Source organism: Croceitalea vernalis, assembly GCF_031846405.1.
Lineage (GTDB): Bacteria > Bacteroidota > Bacteroidia > Flavobacteriales > Flavobacteriaceae > Croceitalea > Croceitalea vernalis.
This window is the reverse complement of record NZ_JAVRHU010000004.1, coordinates 86,972-107,863: the sequence shown is the minus strand read 5'-3', so window position 1 is coordinate 107,863 and position 20,892 is coordinate 86,972. Positions and strand designations below refer to the sequence as shown.

The 20,892-nt window shown below is 36.0% G+C and carries 10 protein-coding genes; 8 read left to right on the top strand and 2 right to left on the bottom strand.

Annotated features, from left to right (window positions below):
• The first annotated feature begins 133 nt into the window (after positions 1-133).
• The gene (locus tag RM520_RS13375; RefSeq protein WP_311386403.1) at positions 134-550 is read left to right on the top strand and encodes an STAS/SEC14 domain-containing protein; all 417 of its coding nucleotides are present in this window, start codon (positions 134-136) and stop codon (positions 548-550) included.
• On the opposite strand, the gene RM520_RS13370 is transcribed toward RM520_RS13375, so the two are convergent.
• Positions 547-2,091 carry an NAD(P)H-hydrate dehydratase gene (locus RM520_RS13370; protein ID WP_311388333.1) on the bottom strand — a complete coding sequence of 515 codons (1,545 nt, stop codon included), beginning with the start codon at positions 2,089-2,091 and terminating at the stop codon, positions 547-549. The two genes, RM520_RS13375 and RM520_RS13370, sit on opposite strands and share 4 nt — an antisense overlap.
• Positions 2,092-2,348: 257 nt before the next feature.
• Here RM520_RS13370 and thrA point away from each other — a divergent pair, with 257 nt between their 5' ends.
• The 7 genes from thrA (at position 2,349) to RM520_RS13335 (ending at position 10,180) form a co-directional block, all read left to right on the top strand.
• A complete protein-coding gene (gene thrA / locus RM520_RS13365) occupies positions 2,349-4,793 on the top strand; it encodes a bifunctional aspartate kinase/homoserine dehydrogenase I (RefSeq protein ID WP_311388332.1) in 2,445 nt (814 codons plus the stop codon).
• 2 nt (positions 4,794-4,795) lie between these two features.
• The gene (locus RM520_RS13360; RefSeq protein ID WP_311388331.1) at positions 4,796-5,716 is read left to right on the top strand and encodes a homoserine kinase; all 921 of its coding nucleotides are present in this window, start codon (positions 4,796-4,798) and stop codon (positions 5,714-5,716) included.
• A gap of 2 nt (positions 5,717-5,718) precedes the next feature.
• On the top strand, positions 5,719-7,014 hold the full coding sequence (gene thrC / locus RM520_RS13355) for a threonine synthase (protein WP_311388330.1): 1,296 nt from the start codon (positions 5,719-5,721) through the stop codon (positions 7,012-7,014).
• 164 nt (positions 7,015-7,178) lie between these two features.
• On the top strand, positions 7,179-8,264 hold the full coding sequence (gcvT, locus tag RM520_RS13350; RefSeq protein ID WP_311388329.1) for a glycine cleavage system aminomethyltransferase GcvT: 1,086 nt from the start codon (positions 7,179-7,181) through the stop codon (positions 8,262-8,264).
• A 9-nt stretch (positions 8,265-8,273) separates the two neighbouring features.
• Positions 8,274-9,101 (top strand): sugar nucleotide-binding protein, encoded by an 828-nt coding sequence (locus tag RM520_RS13345; RefSeq protein ID WP_311388328.1) that lies wholly within the window; start codon positions 8,274-8,276, stop codon positions 9,099-9,101.
• Positions 9,102-9,115: 14 nt separating this feature from the next.
• A complete protein-coding gene (locus RM520_RS13340; protein WP_311386343.1) occupies positions 9,116-9,400 on the top strand; it encodes a 4a-hydroxytetrahydrobiopterin dehydratase in 285 nt (94 codons plus the stop codon).
• Positions 9,401-9,469: 69 nt separating this feature from the next.
• Positions 9,470-10,180: a YebC/PmpR family DNA-binding transcriptional regulator gene (locus RM520_RS13335; RefSeq protein WP_311386342.1), complete on the top strand. Its 711-nt coding sequence runs from the start codon at positions 9,470-9,472 to the stop codon at positions 10,178-10,180.
• Between the two features lie 51 nt (positions 10,181-10,231).
• Here the strand turns inward: RM520_RS13335 and RM520_RS13330 are convergent, their stop codons facing one another.
• Positions 10,232-20,884: a BspA family leucine-rich repeat surface protein gene (locus RM520_RS13330; RefSeq protein ID WP_311388327.1), complete on the bottom strand. Its 10,653-nt coding sequence runs from the start codon at positions 20,882-20,884 to the stop codon at positions 10,232-10,234.
• Positions 20,885-20,892 lie beyond the last annotated feature (8 nt).

The following is a 20,892-nucleotide window of genomic DNA, read 5'->3' as shown; positions in this document are numbered from 1 at the left end:
ATTTCGTGTAAGAATTAAGACGCTCCATAAATAGATTTTAACATTATAAACGATATTTACGCACTTAATCTAAAAATTTTCAGTTTAGCTGACTTGAAAACTACTTTAGCCTCAGACACTATTTATTATGGGGATGAAAATTGGTTTTACTAAAAAAGCCATTGTAGTTAAGGAATATAATTTAGATATCGGGGTAGTTCAGGTTTTTGAAAATTACATCGTTGCTATTTTTGATGAAGGAGCTACTTTAACGCTAGAAAGAGCATATCAAATAATTGGTATTTCAGAAATACATTTCAGAGGTAAAGAGTTTGGATATGTTAGTCTTAGAAAAAACTCTTACGCTATTGACCCTATTGTTTATACTTATGTAAGAGAATTAGATAATTTAAAAGCATTTGCTATTGTCTCGAAAAAAGAGATTGATATGCATAATTTCAAAATTGAAAAAATGTTCTACAAAAAGAACATGGAATTCTTTATCGAGTATGAAAATGCCTTAGCATGGGTAAAAAAACGGCTTAAGAAGAAGAAAAGAAAAAAGGTCTAAACTTCTTTTATTTCTTTATTTTGTTCTTGTTCTGGTCTTCTGAATAGTTCCATAAAAGCTTTCCCTATATGACCTACTAATTTTGAAGAGGTTACAGCTTCATATCCATTGTCTGAGACCACTAAGTCTCCAGATAACCCATGAAGATATACACCAAAGATAGCAGCACTTAAAGGTTCATACCCTTGGGAAATTAATCCCGTAATCATACCAGCTAAAACATCACCACTACCAGCTGTAGCCATACCCGGATTACCTGTAGAATTTATAAAACCAACATCTTTATAAACAACAATGGTATGCGCACCTTTTATAACTATAATGCAGTCGTATTTTTTAGAAAACGATTTTGCTTTTTCTAGTTTATCAAAATCATCATTCCATTTACCTAAAAGTCTTTCAAGCTCTTTAGGATGTGGGGTAAGTACCGTTTGCTTTGGTAGGTTTTTTAAAAGCTTCGGGTTTTTTGAAATTATATTTAAACCATCTGCATCAACCACCAAAGGGATATTATTTTTTTCTATAAAAGCACTAAATGCCTTAATACTAACTTTATCTAAACCCATTCCCATTCCAACTCCAATTACTGTCGGTTGAATTTCATAACTGATATCGTCTATGAGATCATCATTATCACATGTAATGACCATGGCCTCAGGTAAAGCTGTTTGTAGAGTTGTATATCCGCATTCTGGTATCAACGCAGTTAAAAGACCACCTCCAATTTCTAAGCAGGCCTTACCAGCCAATTGCACAGCCCCAATCTTGCCGTAGCTACCGCCAATTATCAACGAATGTCCATAATTACCTTTGTGTGAAAATTTTAACCTTGGGCGATACATGGGTAAAACTTCGGGTTTACCGATGAATTCATAACCGGTTTTTGTCTTATAGAGAAATTCCGCGTCTAAACCAATATCTAATAATTCCCATTGATTAATATACACCCCTGTTTGCGGAAGAAAGAAAGCCAGTTTAGGAGCTTGAAAACTGAGAACATGATTTGCACGGATTACGTTATCTGAACTACTTGGCAATTGTTCCATATAAAGACCTGATGGAATATCAACTGACAAAATAAAAGCGGAAGAGCTATTTATGTGTTGAATGAGTGTTGCAACCCAATTATCTGGATTACGGTTTAGTCCAATTCCAAAAATCGCATCTACAATTATATCATCTCTGCCCAATTCAGGGAACTCGCATTCAGAATCTAAAAATTCCGGCCACAATTTTCGTTCTTTTAATCTATCAAGATTCAATAGAAAGTCTTTAGAGCGCTTTTCACTATAATTGACTACATAAACACCAATCGAGTATCCATGTTCTTGCAAGTGCCTGGCTAGTGCAATTCCATCTCCTCCATTATTACCAATTCCACAAAAAAGATGAATTTTAACTTGCGCACCTTGCAAGCGCGAATTCATCCATTCAAAAATCTGAACAGAAGCACGCTCCATAAGGATGTCACTAGTAATTTGTTGTTTTTCAATTGTGAATCTATCAGCTGCATAGATTTGTTCCGAGGTAAATATTTTCATTCAATACGATAGTTAATGAATAATTGATAATTTGATAAAAATTTAAGAATCATTTGACGCACTAAACAAAAGTACTACATTTGAAAACTTGAATTTAGTATGAAATTTAATCAATCGCCAATAAAACAATTTCGATGATTCTAAATAGTAATAGCATCATTACTTTTTTTATAACTACCCCTTTGGGGTAAACTGCTATATATTCAATTGTCCGTCCTATTTAGATATTACCTATTGCATATTCAAGAATTCGCATCATGAAAATTTTAAAATTTGGTGGTACTTCGGTAGCCAATGCTGAGAATATTAAACTCGTAAAAAATATTCTTCAAAAAAATGAAGGAACCAAAATGGCAGTTGTAGTTTCAGCCTTTGGAGGAGTTACTGATTTACTTCTTAGTACTTTAAATTTAGCATCTCAACAAGATTTAAATTATGAAAATAATTTGAATAAGATTGAAGAACGTCATTTACAAACAATTAAAGAATTATTCCCAGTTGAATTACAAAGCGGCATATTAAGTAAAGTTAAAAGCGAACTCAATGATTTAGAAACGCTTTTAGAAGGCTCATACCTAATTGGTGAAGTAACACCAAAGCTCGGAGATAAAGTAGTTAGTTATGGAGAAATACTTTCTTCTTTTATCATCAGTCAATTCTTTAAAAGCGAGGGAATCGAACTTGAATTAAAAAACGGTAGAGAACTAATAATAACCGATGAAGTTTTTGGTAGTGCGACTGTTGATTTTGAATTAACATACACGCATTGCAATAATTACTTTACCAATACGCCTCATAAAGTTACTATTATACCCGGTTTTGTTTCTTCTTCTTATAGCGGAAAACCAACTACTTTAGGACGTGGTGGTTCAGATTATAGCGCAGCTATTCTGGCCGCTGCTACGAATGCTGAAGTTTTAGAAATATGGACAGATGTTAGTGGCATGTATACCGCAAATCCTAAATTGGTCAAACAAGCCAAATGTGTTGCACATATTTCTTATGAGGAGGCAATGGAACTTTCACATTTTGGTGCTAAAGTACTTTACCCTCCAACAATTCAACCAGTACTGCATAAAGAAATTCCAATCATCATCAAAAACACATTTGCACCCGATGATGAAGGTACAACCATCACCAAAAACAAAAACGGCAGCGGAAAAACTGTTAGAGGAATTAGTCATGTTAGTGAAATCTCTTTATTATCACTTGAAGGTCCCGGCATGGTTGGAATACCCGGTGTTTCTAAGCGGTTTTTTGAAACTTTATCACATGAACAAATTAGTGTGGTAATGATTACTCAGGCGTCCTCTGAACACTCAATATGTGTTGGTATTTCTGATAAAGATGCCAAAAAAGCTTTATTAGCCATTAACAAAGCTTTTGAATATGAAATTGCCTCGAACAAAATAAAAGAAATTAGTATCGAAAGCGAATTGGCTATAATCGCACTTGTTGGTGATAATATGAAAAGTCATCAAGGACTGAGCGGTAAAATGTTTAGTACTTTAGGTAAAAACAATGTGAACATAAGTGCAATAGCTCAAGGAGCATCTGAACGTAATATCTCTGCGGTTATTCGCAAGGAAGACGTTAAAAAGGCATTAAACACTTTACATGAGACCTTTTTTGAAGAAAATATAAAACAGCTCAACCTATTTGTTATGGGAGTTGGAAATGTAGGTTCCAAATTTTTAGAGCAAATAAGACTTCAAAAAAGCTATTTAAAAGAAGAATTAAAACTCAACTTAAGGGTCATCGGAATTTCTAATTCAAGAACTATGGCTTTTCATGAGAATGGTATTCCACTTGAAAATTGGCAAAATTTCTTAGACGAAGGTCAAAAAGCGAATTCTGAACGATTTATTCAAGCTATCAAAGAACTTAATTACAGAAATAGCATATTCGTTGATAATACGGCAAATAAAACAATTGCGAGCCACTATGCAACATATTTAAAAAGTAGCATATCGGTTGTTACTTGTAATAAAATTGCTTGTTCATCAGAGTACTCAAATTATAAAGAACTTAAAAAATTAGCTAAGCAATATAATTCACCGTTTTTATTTGAAACTAATGTCGGTGCTGGCCTACCCATTATAGACACACTTAAACACCTTATTGCTTCAGGTGATAAAATCATAAAAATACAAGCTGTATTATCGGGTAGTCTAAATTTTGTCTTTAATAACTTTAATGACACCACCACATTTCATGATGTTGTGAAACAAGCCCAAGAAGAAGGTTATACAGAACCTGACCCCACCATAGATTTAAGTGGTATTGATGTGATGAGAAAAATTTTAATTTTAGCTAGAGAAAGTGGTCATGAATTAGAAATTGAAGCCATTAAAAATGATGCATTCCTACCCCAAGAAAGTCTTGAAACCAATTCCAACGAACAGTTTTTTGACTCTTTGATAAAATATGAATCAGATTTTCAAAGACTTTATCAGAATGCAGCCAAAAAAGAATGTAAATTAAAATATGTGGCTCAATTTGAGAATGGAACCGCCAAAGTAGGATTACAAGAAATACCTAAAGGCCATGATTTTTATAGTCTTGAGGGAAGTGATAATATTATTCTTTTTTACACGGAAAGATATATTAATCAACCTATGATAATTAAAGGAGCTGGAGCCGGAGCAGATGTTACTGCATCTGGTATTTTTGCGGATGTAGTTAGAATTGGAAATTTCTAATGATGAAAGAAATCAAGGTTTTTTGCCCAGCTACAATCGCCAATGTTTCCTGCGGCTTTGATGTTCTCGGATTAGCATTGGAATCTGTTGGAGATGAAATGTTAGTGCGCAAAAAGGAAACTCCAGGTATTAAAATTACAAAAATTGAGGGTCAAGATTTACCCTTAGAAACTAACAAAAATGTTGCTGGAGTCGCTGGTTTAGCACTTTTAAATGCAAGTAATTACAAAGGCGGGTTTGAAATAGAAATTTTTAAAAATATAAAACCAGGTAGCGGTATAGGTAGTAGTGCTGCAAGTTCAGCTGGAGCCGTTTGGGCAATGAATGAATTAATTGATAAACAGTTTTCAAAACTTGAACTAGTTCAGTTTGCCATGCAGGGGGAAAAATTAGCAAGCAACGTGGCTCATGCTGATAATGTGGCGCCTGCAATTTTTGGCGGATTTACCCTCGTTAGAAGTTATGAGCCGCTAGACATAGTGCCTGTTAATACACCCAACCAACTATATGCAACAGTAATACACCCACAAATAGAAATTAAAACTTCCGATTCTCGTAAAATATTAAAAACTAATATTTCATTAGAAAAAGGAATTAAGCAGTGGGGTAATTTAGGTGGATTAATAGCTGGTTTATTTACTGAAGATTATGAGTTAATAAGTCGTTCATTAGAAGACCATATTATTGAACCTGTTCGTTCCATCTTAATTCCGGGTTTCGACGCCGTAAAAGCTTCGGCCATTAGTGCTGGTGCTTTAGGTTGCGGAATTTCTGGTTCTGGCCCGTCTATTTTTGCATTAAGTAAAGGACAAGAAACTGCACAAATAGTGGCGCAAACCATGTCTAAAGTATACGAAGAAATTGGTTTAGATTTTGATGTTCACGTTTCTAAAATCTGTTCAAAAGGAGTCAAATTAATATAATTATGAAATTCTACAGTCTAAATCACCAATCTCCTGAAGTATCATTTGACGAGGCTGTAATATCAGGTATTGCACCGGATAAAGGCTTGTACTTCCCTAAAGAAATAAAACCACTGCCCTATTCATTTTTTGATAAGATTGAATTACTATCAAACAAAGAAATTGCTTTTACCGCAATCCATCAATTTGTTTCAGAAACTATTCCTGACTCAAAACTGAATGCTATTTTAGATGAAGTACTTGATTTTGATTTTCCAATAGTTGAAATTGAAGAAAATATAGTTGCACTGGAATTATTTCATGGTCCTACCATGGCCTTTAAAGATGTAGGCGCGCGCTTTATGGCTAATTGTTTAGGATACTTTTCTGAAGGAAATAATGAAGAAGTCACTGTTTTGGTTGCTACATCTGGTGATACCGGAGGGGCTGTTGCCAATGGTTTTCTTGGAGTTAAAGGGGTTAAGGTGGTCATATTATATCCTAGTGGTAAAGTCAGTGAAATTCAAGAAAAACAACTTACTACTTTAGGCAAAAACATTACTGCCTTAGAAGTTGATGGCACCTTCGATGATTGTCAACGAATGGTAAAGAGAGCTTTTTTAGATAATGAAATTACAAAGCATAAAAAATTAACCTCTGCAAATAGTATTAATGTAGCTAGATGGTTACCACAATTATTGTATTTCTTATTCGCGTTTAAACAAGTAAAAGCAAAAGGTAGAGACATCGTTTTTTCTATACCTTCTGGTAATTTTGGTAATGTTTGCGCGGGTATGGTAGCTCAAAAACTTGGAATGCCGGTCAAACATTTTATTGCGGCAACAAACGTTAACGATACTGTACCACAGTTCATGAAAACTGGCGAATATCAACCAAAACCATCTACAGCTACTATTTCAAATGCAATGGATGTTGGCGACCCTAGTAATTTTATTAGAATTCGAGAATTATATGAAAATGATTTTTCGAAACTTAAAGAGAACTTTTCTTCGTATTCTTTTGACGATGTCACCACCAAAGCAACAATGACAAAAATTTACAATAAAACAAGATATGTAACCGACCCCCATGGAGCTGTCGGATATCTAGGCTTACAACATTATCAAAAACATAATCCAAACACATTTGGTGTTTTTCTTGAAACAGCTCATCCCGTAAAATTTCTAGATGTAGTTGAAGAGACCTTAAATATAAGTCCAAGCATACCTGAACAAATAAAAAAAGTAATGGGTAAAACAAAAATTGCTCTTAAAATATCTTCGTACGACGGGCTTAAATCGCATCTACTTCAATCATAATTTTATTTAAAAAACATTCTTAATTATTACTAATCTTCCATCAATATTTCAATATTTTTACGACGATTAATAATGAACAATGAAATGAGCCAAAGACAGGTATAATGTCTGCTAAAATATTTAAAGGCGAATTCCATTTGACTGATAAAAAATAATATTAGCGGATGAAAAATACAGCACTTACACAAACTCATGCGGCCTTAGGAGCTAAAATGGTCCCTTTTGCCGGTTACAATATGCCTGTTTCTTATGAAGGCGTTAATATTGAACATGAAACTGTTAGAAAATCAGTAGGAGTATTTGATGTTTCTCATATGGGAGAATTTTTAATAGAAGGTCCTAATGCGTTAGATTTAATTCAAAAAGTAAGTGCTAATGATGCTACAAAATTAAGTGTGGGTAAAGCCCAATATAGTTATTTACCTAACGAAAATGGAGGTGTTGTTGATGATCTAATTATTTATAAAATTAAAGATGAAACGTATTTATTGGTCGTTAATGCCTCAAATATTGAAAAAGATTGGAATCATATTTTAAAGTATAATGAGGCAATTGGGGCTGAAATGCGAGATTTATCTGATAATTACTCATTACTTGCCATTCAAGGTCCAAAAGCAGTAGAAGCTATGCAATCATTATCATCCCATGATTTATCGGCGATTAAGTTTTATAATTTTCTAGTTGGTGATTTTGCCGGTATTGAACATGTTATTATTTCTGCAACTGGGTATACTGGTTCTGGAGGTTTTGAAATCTACTGTAAAAACTCAGAGGTTAAACAGGTTTGGGATAAAGTACTTGAAGCAGGGGCAAATTTCGGCATCAAACCAATCGGATTAGCTGCAAGAGACACTTTACGTTTAGAGATGGGTTATTGTTTATATGGTAATGATATTGACGACAATACTTCGCCATTGGAAGCTGGCCTTGGTTGGGTTACCAAATTCACAAAAGACTTTGTAAATAGTGAAGCTCTTGAAAAAGAGAAGGCCCATGGGCTAGAACGAAAACTTATAGCTTTTGAATTAGATGGACGCGGTATTCCACGGCATGATTATGATATTGTTGATGGTCAAGGCAAAAAAATTGGTGTCGTCACTTCTGGGACTATGTCTCCTTCTTTAAGTAAAGGCATTGGTTTGGGGTATGTACCGAAAATATTTTCTGAAGTAGGGAGTAAAATTAATATTCAAATTCGAAAAAATGCCATTCCTGCAACAGTGATAAAACTACCTTTTTATAAAAGCTAGTATTCTGTTTTGGACAATAAAAAGAAAAAAATACTCATACTCGGTGCAAGCGGATTCATTGGGAATGCGCTATATAAGGAACTCTGTAATTACTTTGATACTTACGGAACATATTGTACGAATCCGTTATACAGAGAAAATAAGAAGTTTTTTAGATATGATATACAAGAAGATGATATTTTTAAAATACTTGACGCCACCCAACCTAACTACATTATTTCTGCTTTAAGAGGGGATTTCACTTCTCAAGTTCAAGCACATCTTCATTTGATGGAATATCTATTAAAATCTAAGTGTAAACTATACTTTATTTCTTCGGCAAATGTTTTTGATGCTTACAGTAAATATCCTTCTTATGAAAATGACAAAACCCTCTCCGAAAGTATTTATGGAAGGTTGAAAATTAGAATAGAAAACATGATGATGCGCATGCCTAAAACTAAAGTAGGTATTTTAAGGGTACCTATGGTTTTTGGCAATACATCACCCAGAATTAAAGAAATAAAGGCATTGCTTGATTTGAATGAACCAATAGAAGTGTTTCCTAATCTAATTATTAATGTTACGAATGACGATAGACTAACACAACAGATACACTATTTAATTAATCAAGACAAGTATGGTATTTTTCATTTAGGAAGTACAGATTTAATTCACCATCAAGATTTTATCAAAGAAGTTATTCATCGTTTAGGTAATTATGATTCAATTCTAAAAAAAGTTTATACCACCAATGAAGATCGTTACTTGGCTGTGCTTCCAAAAGATAATAAGCTCCCTAAAAATTTAAGTATTACTTCACAAGAAATAATAGACCATCATTTAACCGTAGATTGATTAAATTTATTAATATGGAAAAGTTGAACGATTTACAAATAGAACAAGAGCTTACAAAACTAACCGGGTGGACCTATGAAAATGGTTCAATCACTACATCCTATAAATTTAAAGACTTCAAAACAACTTTTGCAATAATGACTCGGATTGCATTTGAATGTGAAGCTCAAAATCACCATCCTCAATGGGAGAATGTATACAACTCCTTAACTATCAAATTAAACACACATGATGTTGGCGGTATTACTCAAAATGATTTCAATTTGGCCGCAACAATTGAGTCGATTGTAAATTCGTAATACTTATTGCCTTATTTGCTAATGCAAAGTGATTTCTTAAATTTGCTTTCGTTCTAAAATTTAGTTTTTATGGGAAGAGCTTTCGAATTCAGAAAAGCACGTAAAATGAAAAGATGGTCAGCAATGTCCAAAGCGTTCACACGCATTGGTAAAGATATTGTTATGGCCGTAAAAGAAGGTGGTCCGGATCCAGATGCCAATTCAAGACTTAGGGCTGTTATCCAAAATGCTAAGGCAGTTAATATGCCAAAAGACAATGTAGAACGTGCTATTAAAAGAGCAAGTGATAAAAGTCTTGGTGATTATAAAGAAGTTTTGTTTGAAGGTTATGCTCCGCATGGTATCGCGGTGCTTATCGAAACTGCAACTGATAACAATACCCGAACGGTTGCAAATGTTAGAAGTTATTTCAACAAATGTAATGGTAGCTTAGGCACCTCAGGCTCTGTAGAATTTATGTTTGACCATACATGTAACTTTAGAATACCATCAGAAGGTATTGATGCTGAAGAACTAGAACTAGAATTCATTGATTTTGGTGCAGAAGAAGTTTTTGTGGATGATGATGGGATTTTAATATATGCCCCTTTCGAAAGTTTCGGAGCTATTCAAAAAGAGTTAGAAACTAGGGAGATTGAAATTTTATCTTCAGGATTTGAAAGAATACCTCAAGTTACTAAGGCGCTGAATGAAGAACAGGTAGCCGATGTAGAAAAATTACTAGAAAAAATTGAAGAAGATGACGATGTTCAAAACGTTTATCACACCATGCAGGAATAGTAGTTAAAAAATGTCTTAAATTAAAAAGCCACCCAGTTGGGTGGCTTTTCTTTATCTTTTGATTACCATTTGTTTATAATATTCAATCCCTTGATTATCAATAGCTTTTACAAAGTACGTACCCGTAGTTAGTTGGGTTACATTCAATAAATAATTATTCTCATTCGCATTAGCTTTACTTGATTGAATCATTCGTCCACTTATATCATAGACATAAAAGACATCAACCTTAGCTACCTCAGAAAAACTTACATTAATATAATCATTCGCTGGATTTGGATATAAATTCATTTCATTTAAATTAGCCGTTAATGGCACTGCAATAGAACATCCAAATACTTGCACCTCTGCCATGTGCAATGTACCGACATCTGATAATTGAACTCGTACATACCTACCTGTAGTTTCAAAGGCAATTTCTGATTCCAGACCTGCTGCACCTTCAAAAAAGATATATTCAATATTTTCATCAGTCAAGAGTTCATCTAATGTAGCGGTCGGTGAAAATGGTGTTTCTGATATCAAAACATAAAAATTATTCAACCGCGATTGTAACTTATCTGAACGGTTAAAAATCACCATATTTTCAATTGAAAAATTATCCTCTAAGTCAACTTGCCACCAAGACTGAGATTCACCAGAAATAGTGTGCTGTAAATCAGCTGACCATGGTGACTCTCCAACAATATTGCCATCTACTGCATAAAGCGAAAGTCCGTTACCATAAGTTGTTGATTGTTCCGTTGGTTTGCCAAAAGCAAGGTTACCAGGTTTTAAACAACCACCAGGATTACAATCTACGGCCTTTCCACCATCATTAAAAATCCAACCGAAATTATCAATAATGTTTTGTCTCGCAAATTCAGATAAACAGTACTCCTTTTCAAAAGCACCTAAGACAACATCATTTTGCAATGAACCTAATTGACTCCAGCCAATTAATGTAGCGTCGTAATTTGCAATTGAAAGGCCAGATAAATCTAGTATACCAGACATATCTTCCACCTTGGAAACATCCCAGTTTTCCAAACTTTGGTTAAATGTAATTGCTTCAGCGAAAACACCATTCATATTGGTGACAGAAGACGTATCCCAATCTTGTAATGATTGATTGAAAGAGGAAGCAAAACCAAACATTACCCCTATATTTTCGACGTTTTCAATATTCCAAGAATTAATAGATTGATTAAAACTGGCTGCGTAAGCGAACATTCCATTAATATTAAGAGCTTTTTCGGTATTCCAGTTATTTAATGGTTGATTAAATAGAATAGCCCTGTTAAACATCGATTGCATTTCCTCTATATTCGACATATTCCATTCATTAAATTTTAAATTTCCAACTAAATTGCTGCAGCCCAAAAACATGGCAGCCGTACTATTGGCTATTGACAAATTAGGAACGTCATCAGCTATTACATTTAAATTCTCGCATCCAGAAAAAGCCACTTGCATTGAACTCCATTCATTATTTCCCCATGAGTTTACAGCGATAATTTTATCGCTATCATTAATTGATACATCGAATGCAGCATTAAAGTAAATTCTTGGAAAATCACCACTAACCGATACTGTATAAGTTCCCGGTGTTTCGTAAGTATGTGTAATATCACCGGTCACATTTTCAGAGGTCGTGGCATCACCCCAATCTACAATGTAGTTATACGTTTCGCCTGGGAAAGTTGGGATGGTAATTTGATTATCCTCTGATAAACCGGGGTTGTCCGTCTTCCAAGTAGTAACAAAAGGCCTTGGAACCGCTTCACCTGCACAGCCCAAAACCTCAACTTCAGCCATATGTAAGGTACCAGTTTCAGATAATTGAATACGAACATAACGACCGTTGGTGTCAAAATCAACATTATCTTCTAAACCTGCTTCCCCCTCAAAAAAGTAGTTCAATATGTTATCATCTACCAATAATTCTGATAAGGTGGCTGTTTCACTAAATGGCGTTTCTGAAATTAAAATATAGAAGTTGTTCAGCCTGGCCTGTAACTTATCCGTCCTATTAAAAATAGTGATACCTTTTATGGCTGAAGTTTCGCCCAAATCTACTTGCCACCATGGTTGAAACTCACCACTAATGGTATGCTGCAGGGTTGCATCAGCTGTCCAAGGTGAATCACCAAAAGTATTGCCATCAACTGCTATGCTTGCAACACCATCACCATAAGTTGAAGATTGTGTAGCCATCTTATTTAAAGCAATGTTTGTAAATGAGGTACATTCAGTTTCTTCACAGCCAATAGCCTTACCACCGTCATTGATGGTCCAACCGTAATTGTCGATAATACTTTGGCGAGCCTCCTGGGACGAACAATACTGATTACTAGGTGCGTCCAACTGAACTCCATTTTGCAATGATGGTAGCAAACTCCAACCTATTAAAGTCTTGTCATAATTTTCATTTGATAAGCCAGAACTTTGGAACATTCTTGACATGTCGGTTACATTTGAAACTCGCCAAGAACTTAAATCTTGATCAAACAAAGGAGCCGATTGAAATGTTTCAGTCATCTTGGTCACGTTCGATACATCCCATCCACTAATATTTTGATTAAAGGTTTCCGACGATAAAAACATAAATGACATGTCTTTTACTTTGGAAACATTCCAATTACCTATGTCTTGGTTGAAAGAATTAGCTGTGTCAAACATACCAGCCATTATCTCGACATTTGGCGTATTCCAGTTCGAAATATCTCCATTAAATTCTAGGTTAAAACCGAACATATAATTCATGTTTTCGACGTTGGAAACATCCCATTCGCTCAGCTGTTGATTAAATAAAAGTGCCCACACGAACATGGAATCCATATTTTCTATATTTGAAACATCCCAATTATCAAAACTTATGGTCCCTTTTAAATTTCTACAATTAGCAAACATATTACGTGTTGTGATAACCTGGGAAAGGTCGGGTACATCTTCAGCAATAACATCCAAGTTGCGAGCTCCTGAAAATGCATCTTCCATAGATGACCACTTGATACTACCCCATTCATCAACACTTAACAATTTGTTGGAGTCTCCGTAATAATTAAAATAAACCCTCGGAAACTCACCTGAAATCGAAACCGTGTAGCTTCCTGGCACAGCATAGGAATGTGTAATATCAGCTGTTACATTTTCAGATGTAGTACCGTCACCCCAATCCACAAAGTAATCATAGGTTTCTCCGTCAAATGTCGGAATGGATATCTGATTGTCTTCAGATTCACCAGGATTATCTGTTTTCCAAGTGGTGACAAAAGGTCTTTGTGTTAATTCACCTGCACAGCCCATCACCTCAACCTCTGCCAAATGTAAAGTGCCTATTCCAGATAACTGAACACGCACATAACGACCATTGGTTTCAAAATCAAAATTCTCTTCCAAACCTGCTTCTCCCTCGAAAAAGTAGTTAAATATGGTACCATCAGTCAATAATTCTGATAAGGTGGCCGTCTCGCTAAAAGGTGTCTCCGAAATAAGAATATAGAAATTATTCAATCTACCTTGCAACTTATCTGTTCTATTGAAGATATTCAGTCCTTTAATTGTCGATATTTCTCCCAAATCTACTTGCCACCATGACTGGAACTCCCCACTAATCGTATGTTGTAAAGTCGCATCGGCAGTCCAAGGGGAATCGCCGAAAGTATTACCATCAATGGCAATACTTGCAACACCATCGCCATAAGTTGAAGATTGTGTAGCTATCTTGTTTAAGGCAATGTTTGTAAATGAGGTACATTCAGTTTCTTCACAGTCAACTGCCTTACCGCCATCATTGATGGTCCAACCGTAAATATCAATAATACTTTGTCTTGCCTCTTCAGACAAACAATATTGTTTACTCGGTGCATCCAATTGTACACCGCTCTGTAATGAGGGTAATTGGCTCCAACCGATTAAGGTCTTGTCATAATCGTCGTTTGTCATCGAGGGGTCACCAAAAATATTAGACATATCAATAACACTACTAACATCCCAATTCTCTAAACTTTGACCAATCGAACAATCAAAAAACATATTAGACATATCAATAACACTACTAACATCCCATTGGTTAATATCAAAAGTTATAGAACCGAAGACAAACATGCTACTCATATCTTTAACATTTCCTACATCCCAGTCTGGTATTTTAATACCCGAAATACCACTAAGAGTAAACATGGAGGCCATGTCTTCAATCCCGCTCACATCCCAATTATTCATGGATAAGTTTTCGTTTCTTAAACCTGGACAAGCATAAAACATGCTTTTCAAGGATGTTACGTTAGTTAAATTAGGAACATCACTAGCGGTAATATTTGGATCACTAGCATAAAAAGCCTCTTCCATTGAACTCCAAACAATATCACCCCATTGTTCAATCGTCAATAGCTTTTGCGCATTGCTGATGGAACTACTTAGGTAAATACGTGGAAAATCGCCGCTAATAGACACCGTGTAAGTACCACTAGAAGAATAAGTATGTGTTATATCACCAGTTACATTTTCCGTAGTCGTACCATCACCCCAATCTACCGTGTAATTATACGTTTCGCCTGGGAAAGTTGGGATGGTAACTTGATTATCCTCTAATAATCCCATATTGTCCGTCTTCCAAGTAGTGACAAAAGGTCTTTGTACTGCTTCAACTGCACAGCCCAAAACCTCAACTTCAGCCATGTGTAACGTACCCGTGCCTGATAATTGAATACGAACATAACGACCATTGGCATCAAAATCAAAATTTTCCTCTAAACCAGCTTCTCCTTCAAAAAAGTAGTTCAGTATGGTATCATCTACCAATAATTCTGATAAGGTGGCAGTTTCATTAAAGGGCGTTTCTGAAATGAGTATGTAAAAATTGTTTAATCTAGCCAGTAACTTATCGGTCCTATTAAAAATTGTAATGCCTTTTATAGCCGAAGTTTCGCCTAAATCTACTTGCCACCATGGTTGAAACTCACCACTAATAGTATGCTGTAGGGTTGCATCAGCTGTCCAAGGAGAATCACCAAAGGTATTACCATCAATCGCTATGCTAGCCACACCATCACCGTAAGTTGTTGATTGGATTGCAGTTTTACCCAAAGCTATATTGGAGAAGGTCGTACATTCCGTTTCGATGCAGTTTGCGGCCTTTCCACCATCATTGATGGTCCAACCGTAGGTGTCTATGATGTTTCGTCTGGCCGCTTCGGATAAACAATATTCATTATTAGGGGCATCTAATTGCACTTGGTTTTGCAGAGAAGGTAATTGGCTCCAACTTATTAAAGTTTCGTCATAGTTTTCGTTTGAAAGTCCAGATTCATCGAACAAACCCCTCATGTCAATAACATTTGTAATCTTCCATTGACTTAAATCCTGATTAAAACTAGATGCTCCCTGAAAACTCCATCCAAAAGCAACTAATTCGGAAACCTGCCAACTTCCAATTTTACCGTTGAATGTGTTAGCTCCTTTAAACATATAATTCATGTCTCGAACCTTTGAAACATTCCAATCATTCAAATCTTGGTTGAAAGAAATCGCATCATAAAAAGTGCCAAACATAGATATAACATTTTCAACATTCCACCCTCCTATATCTTGATTAAAACTAGATGCTCCAAAAAAGAGTTCCCCGATATCAGATATATTGCTTAAATCCCAACCGCTTATATCCTGATTAAAAGAAGAAGCATCTTGAAATAAACTATTTAAAGAATTCACTTTGGGAAACTTCCAATTGCTGAGGCTTTGATTGAAAAAAGTAGCCCCGTTAAACATGTCATTAATTGTTTCTACGTTTTCTAAATTCCAAGTATTTATATCTTGATTAAATACAGTAGCATTTGAAAACATAGCTGAAAGGTTTACAGCATTACTCATATCCCAATTTCCGACTGTCTGATTCCATATCAAGTTTGAACAACCAAAAAATGCAGCTCTAAAAGACTCTACCTCTGTTAAAATAGGTATATCAATAGCTGAAATATCCAGATTAGAGCAATTAACAAACATTCCATCAAAGGAAGACCATATCAAATCACCCCATTGATTGATATTGCTAATTTTCTGTAAGTCCGCAGCCTCTGTAAAGAAGAATCTAGGAAAATCTCCCCATATAGAAACCACATAGGTTCCTGGTTCATCATATGTATGTGTAATATTTCCAACTACATTTTCCGTATTAGAGCCATCTCCCCAATCTACTGTATAATTATAGGTTTCTCCTGGGAAGGTTGGTATGGTTATTTGGTTATCCGCTGAAACACCTTCATTATCCGTTTTCCAAGTAGTCACAAAAGGCCTTTCGCAATCTGCCGTTATTCCACCGTCTGTTATGGTCCAGCCAAAAGAGTCAATTAAATTCTGACGGGCCAGCTCACTCAAACAAAATTGGCTATTACCACCATCAAAAACAACATCAAGAGGTATTTGACTTTCACTATCTGATAAAGTGGCCCAACCTATTAAAGTATTGTCATAGTTTGTTTGTGAAATGCCGGCATTCAAGAACATAGACGCCATACCCGTTTCAGGTGTTTGCTGAAAAATACTGCTAATGTCCCAAGCACTTAGGTCTTGGTCAAAGCTTGTAGCAGATTCAAACATCGAAAACATAGTACTGACATTTGAAACATCCCAAGAACTTATATCGCGATTAAAGACTATAGCATTCTCGAACATTCCGAATGTAAAAAAGACGTTAGAGGTATTCCAATTTGTAATATCTCCATTGAATGCAGTAGCATCAGCGAACATTAACTGCATATCCGTTACGCTCCCTGTATTCCAATTGTTTAAATCTTGATTGAATGCAGTTGCATTTTGGAACATTTGATTCATAGCCCTTACATTAGAGACATCCCAAGTGCCAATGTTTCCATTAAAACCTGTATTAACAAAAAACATCCCCGACATTTCCTCCACATTGGAAACGTTCCACTTATCCAAGTCTTGGGTAAATGAGTTAGCTTGAGAAAAGAAAGCATTCATCTTAGTAATTGTACTTACATCCCAATCATTGAAGGTGGTATTCCCGACAAGGCTATTACAGCCCGCCAACATTCTGCTGAGGTTTGTCACTTGTGATAAATCTGGAACGTCCGTAGCGACTACATCTAGATTATTACAGCCGTTAAAGGCATCTTCCATTGATGTCCATTGAATTTCACCCCACTGGTCGACAGAAACTATTTTTGAATTGTCACCGATTCCGGCAAAATATATTCTAGGAAAATCACCCGAAATACTGACCTGATAAGTACCTGAAACATCATAAATATGTGTAGCATCACCGGTAAGACCGGTTTCTATTTGACCATCACCCCAGTTTACACTATAATTATAGTCCTCACCATCAAATGTTGGTATCACAATAGTTCTATCATCAGACTCATCAGGAATTGAAGTATTCCACGTGGTAACGAACGGTGCAGTTTCTGTAATAGTCACGATCGCCTCACAACTAGCGGAGTTTCCACTAGTATCAGTAACCGTTACTGTAACAATATTTTCACCCAAGTCATCAATAGTAAAACTAGATTGACTCAAAGAAATATCGGCAATCTGACAATTATCAGCAATTCCTTGAGGTAAAAATAAAATATCTTTTAGGTTACCTACTGGTGCGTTAATACCTAAAGGACTGATAATCGTTTCAATGGATTGGTTATTTAAATCAATAGTAAATATTCGGTTACACCCGAATGTGCCGCTTGCTAAAAGTTTACCCCCACCCACATAGTCCATTGCTTGACCTGTTGAACCACAAGGACTTATTAATTCAAATAACAAATTTACATTACCTTGTAAGTCTATCTCGAAAAGATTTGTAGTTGCCCCACTTGCAGATTGTGCCACATAAATTAAACGGTTTTGGTCATCATCATACGTCAGACCCATCGCCTTGTTCAAAGAAACTTGAGCAAATGCAGAAGCAGTACCTGTCAACAAATCAAACTTATTGACTTCTCCATTCTTAAAAACTACATATAAATTTCCATCGCTATCAAAGTCCATTGCATTTGGTGTTGTCTGCCCACCAACAGAGACTATACTTGTAATCTTATTGCCTACTGTTCTGCTCGCCATATCAAAGGGATAAAGAGCTCGGTCTATATTCTGAGCTTGTGCGGCTCCTGCATCAAGTAAAACATAGATTTGATTATCAACTGGGTTTTGGGCAATAGAAATATTATTACCCGGGAGCGACCCAAATGGATTGTCTTTTATGGAAATATCATCGGTAGTAGAATCATATTCAAACGTAAAAAGTGTATTTGGACTAGAACTGGCCCACGGAAACAAACCAAGAATCTCTCCACCACCTGTTCTAATCAATTCTTCAGGTGTTATGGTAGCTACCCCTTCTGCATCTAAGTTAACCGCTATATTTTGGCATTCGACAGAAGGCGGTAGGTTATCTTCAACCGTTACTGTTGCCGTGCATATATCTGTCAAACCTCCTGCATCAGTAACAGTTAAAGCGACTGTATTTAACCCTAAATTTGAACAATTAAAAGTAGTGGTATCCAAAGCTAGGTCCACTGCACCTCCAATAGCATCCAAAGAACCATTATCAACTTGTTGGGGTGTTATAGATGCATTTCCTGAAGAATCCAATTGAATGACCAAATCTTGGCAAACTGCAATTGGAGGCCCAATTTCTGCTTCATCAATTACGGTTATGGTTGACTGACAAACTGAAGTATTACCATTTGCATCTGATACTGTTACATCAATTATATTTTCGCCAATATCTGCAATGCTAAAAGTAGATTTACTGAAAGTTGCGTTATTGATACCACAATTATCCGTTGACCCACCGTCCACTTGTTCAAATGTTATTTCAGTTGGTTCAGTACTATTTACTCTTATTGCTATGTCTTGACAAACTGCAATTGGAGCAATATTGTCCAATACAACTACTCTAGCACTGCAACTTGCCGGTATTCCTTCTGATCCTGTCACAATAAGGTTAACCATATTTTCCCCTAGATTACTACAATCAAAAGTGTCTATATCCAAAGACAAAGTAACCGCACCACCGTTGAAGTCAATGGAGCCATTATCAATTTGATCAGGAGTAATTGTTGCGATACCGGTTTCATCCAAGCTAATAGCAATATCTTGACAAAGCGCAATTGGAGGATTGCCAAAAGCAAATTCTGAAATATAAGTTCCCCAACCCGAAAATGATAAATCATTCTTTACATATTCTTGAGTAAACCAAAAATCTCCGTCAACCGGATCAATGCTCATCATTGCATAGTCTCCCCATCTATTGGTTCCTCTGCTTGAAAGTGTACCTTCTAAAATGCTGGTTTCAGCAACATTCAACGACCCAGTACCACTCTGATCTGAAGTTTGCCCTACAAAACGTATCGAAGGATTCAAAGTGCTACCTGCGACGGAATAACCTAAAGCAATATCCCCCTCACCATTCATCGCAATACTACCCATCCATCTATTTAAATTATCATCAGGCAAATAAGTTCCTTGTTGATAAACTGACCAAGGCGTAGCTGTTTTTCTAAACTCATACCATCTAATCCCAAAAGTCCCCCCAGATTCTTGTTGTACCGTATGGTTGGTCAGCATACTTGCATGTGTTCCAAAATTCATATACTGCAAACGATACATCAAAAAGAAAGGCAATGCATCTAGTGTTTGGCCATTAGGCTGTGATACTTGAGATTGAAAAAATGAGTAAGCAGCCACAGGAATGGTACTAAAAATCAAGGTTGAGTTTTCCGGAGTGTCAAAATCAATTGCCGTAGTAACGAGATTTAAAAGATTACCCGATGCAGAAAGATATAAACTGTAGTGAGGCTCGCCCGCCGGTGGAGGAATATTACCATCAGCATCTGCCGGCAAAATACCATCAAAATCAGGGTTATCAATTTCAAAACGTTGTGCATTTGTTTCAATTCCGCTATACATATCAAACTTATCGATAGCAACTATTGAAAAACCTGCAAAAGAGCTACCATTCTCGAAATCACGAGTGGTTATGAACAAGGCATCATTCCAAACCCCCAACTTTGGGTAATCAGGAAAATCATTTCCATAGTCAATAGCATATTGATTATAAGCCCCCAGCGGATCTCCAGTTTGAGATACTGCTACCAACATAAAATATGGAGCACCAGCACTAATAGCGAATTGGCTAACTATCCATCTATCTTCAAATTGATCATAAACGACCACAGGGTCGCCATCATTGGTACCAGCCAATCTTGGATCTAGATTCTGAAAAAAAACGCTGTTTGGTGATGGACCAAAAACTGTGTTACCACTTTTATCAAAAATAGTAGTCACGCTGTTGGTCATTTGAATGTAATGGTTAGGACCTACATCCCCTTGTGTGTCCGGCGGTGCAACTTGAATTCCGTTTACTATTGCGTTATCTTGATTACTGCCACCATCAAAACCAACTTTAACAGCTGCACCATTAAACAACGGGGCATTAGAGTTTTGTATTACCGGGTCTGAAATTGGATTCTCAATACGATCAATAACCCCAGACTTGGATAATTTATTTGGCACAACATATACACCATCTTCAAAACGGGCTTTCTCTGGAAAGCTGCTTATGGGTTTAATTTCAGTCAGTTTGGGAGAGGTACCCAAATAAGTAACCGTCATGGTCTTACTTCCTCTCTGGTTTGAATTGGTTTGTGCTTGGATTATTAAGGAGAAGGCAAGTGCAACGAAGAGTAATCGTTTTTTCATAGCGGTGT

What these genes read in the sequence shown, in the direction of transcription:
- RM520_RS13370 (WP_311388333.1), bottom strand. Translation starts at nt 2,091, where the DNA reads ATGAAAATATTTACCTCGGAACAAATCTATGCAGCTGATAGATTCACA.
- RM520_RS13330 (WP_311388327.1), bottom strand. Translation starts at nt 20,884, where the DNA reads ATGAAAAAACGATTACTCTTCGTTGCACTTGCCTTCTCCTTAATAATC.
- thrA (WP_311388332.1), top strand. Translation starts at nt 2,349, where the DNA reads ATGAAAATTTTAAAATTTGGTGGTACTTCGGTAGCCAATGCTGAGAAT.
- gcvT (WP_311388329.1), top strand. Translation starts at nt 7,179, where the DNA reads ATGAAAAATACAGCACTTACACAAACTCATGCGGCCTTAGGAGCTAAA.
- RM520_RS13340 (WP_311386343.1), top strand. Translation starts at nt 9,116, where the DNA reads ATGGAAAAGTTGAACGATTTACAAATAGAACAAGAGCTTACAAAACTA.
- thrC (WP_311388330.1), top strand. Translation starts at nt 5,719, where the DNA reads ATGAAATTCTACAGTCTAAATCACCAATCTCCTGAAGTATCATTTGAC.
- RM520_RS13375 (WP_311386403.1), top strand. Translation starts at nt 134, where the DNA reads ATGAAAATTGGTTTTACTAAAAAAGCCATTGTAGTTAAGGAATATAAT.
- RM520_RS13360 (WP_311388331.1), top strand. Translation starts at nt 4,796, where the DNA reads ATGAAAGAAATCAAGGTTTTTTGCCCAGCTACAATCGCCAATGTTTCC.
- RM520_RS13335 (WP_311386342.1), top strand. Translation starts at nt 9,470, where the DNA reads ATGGGAAGAGCTTTCGAATTCAGAAAAGCACGTAAAATGAAAAGATGG.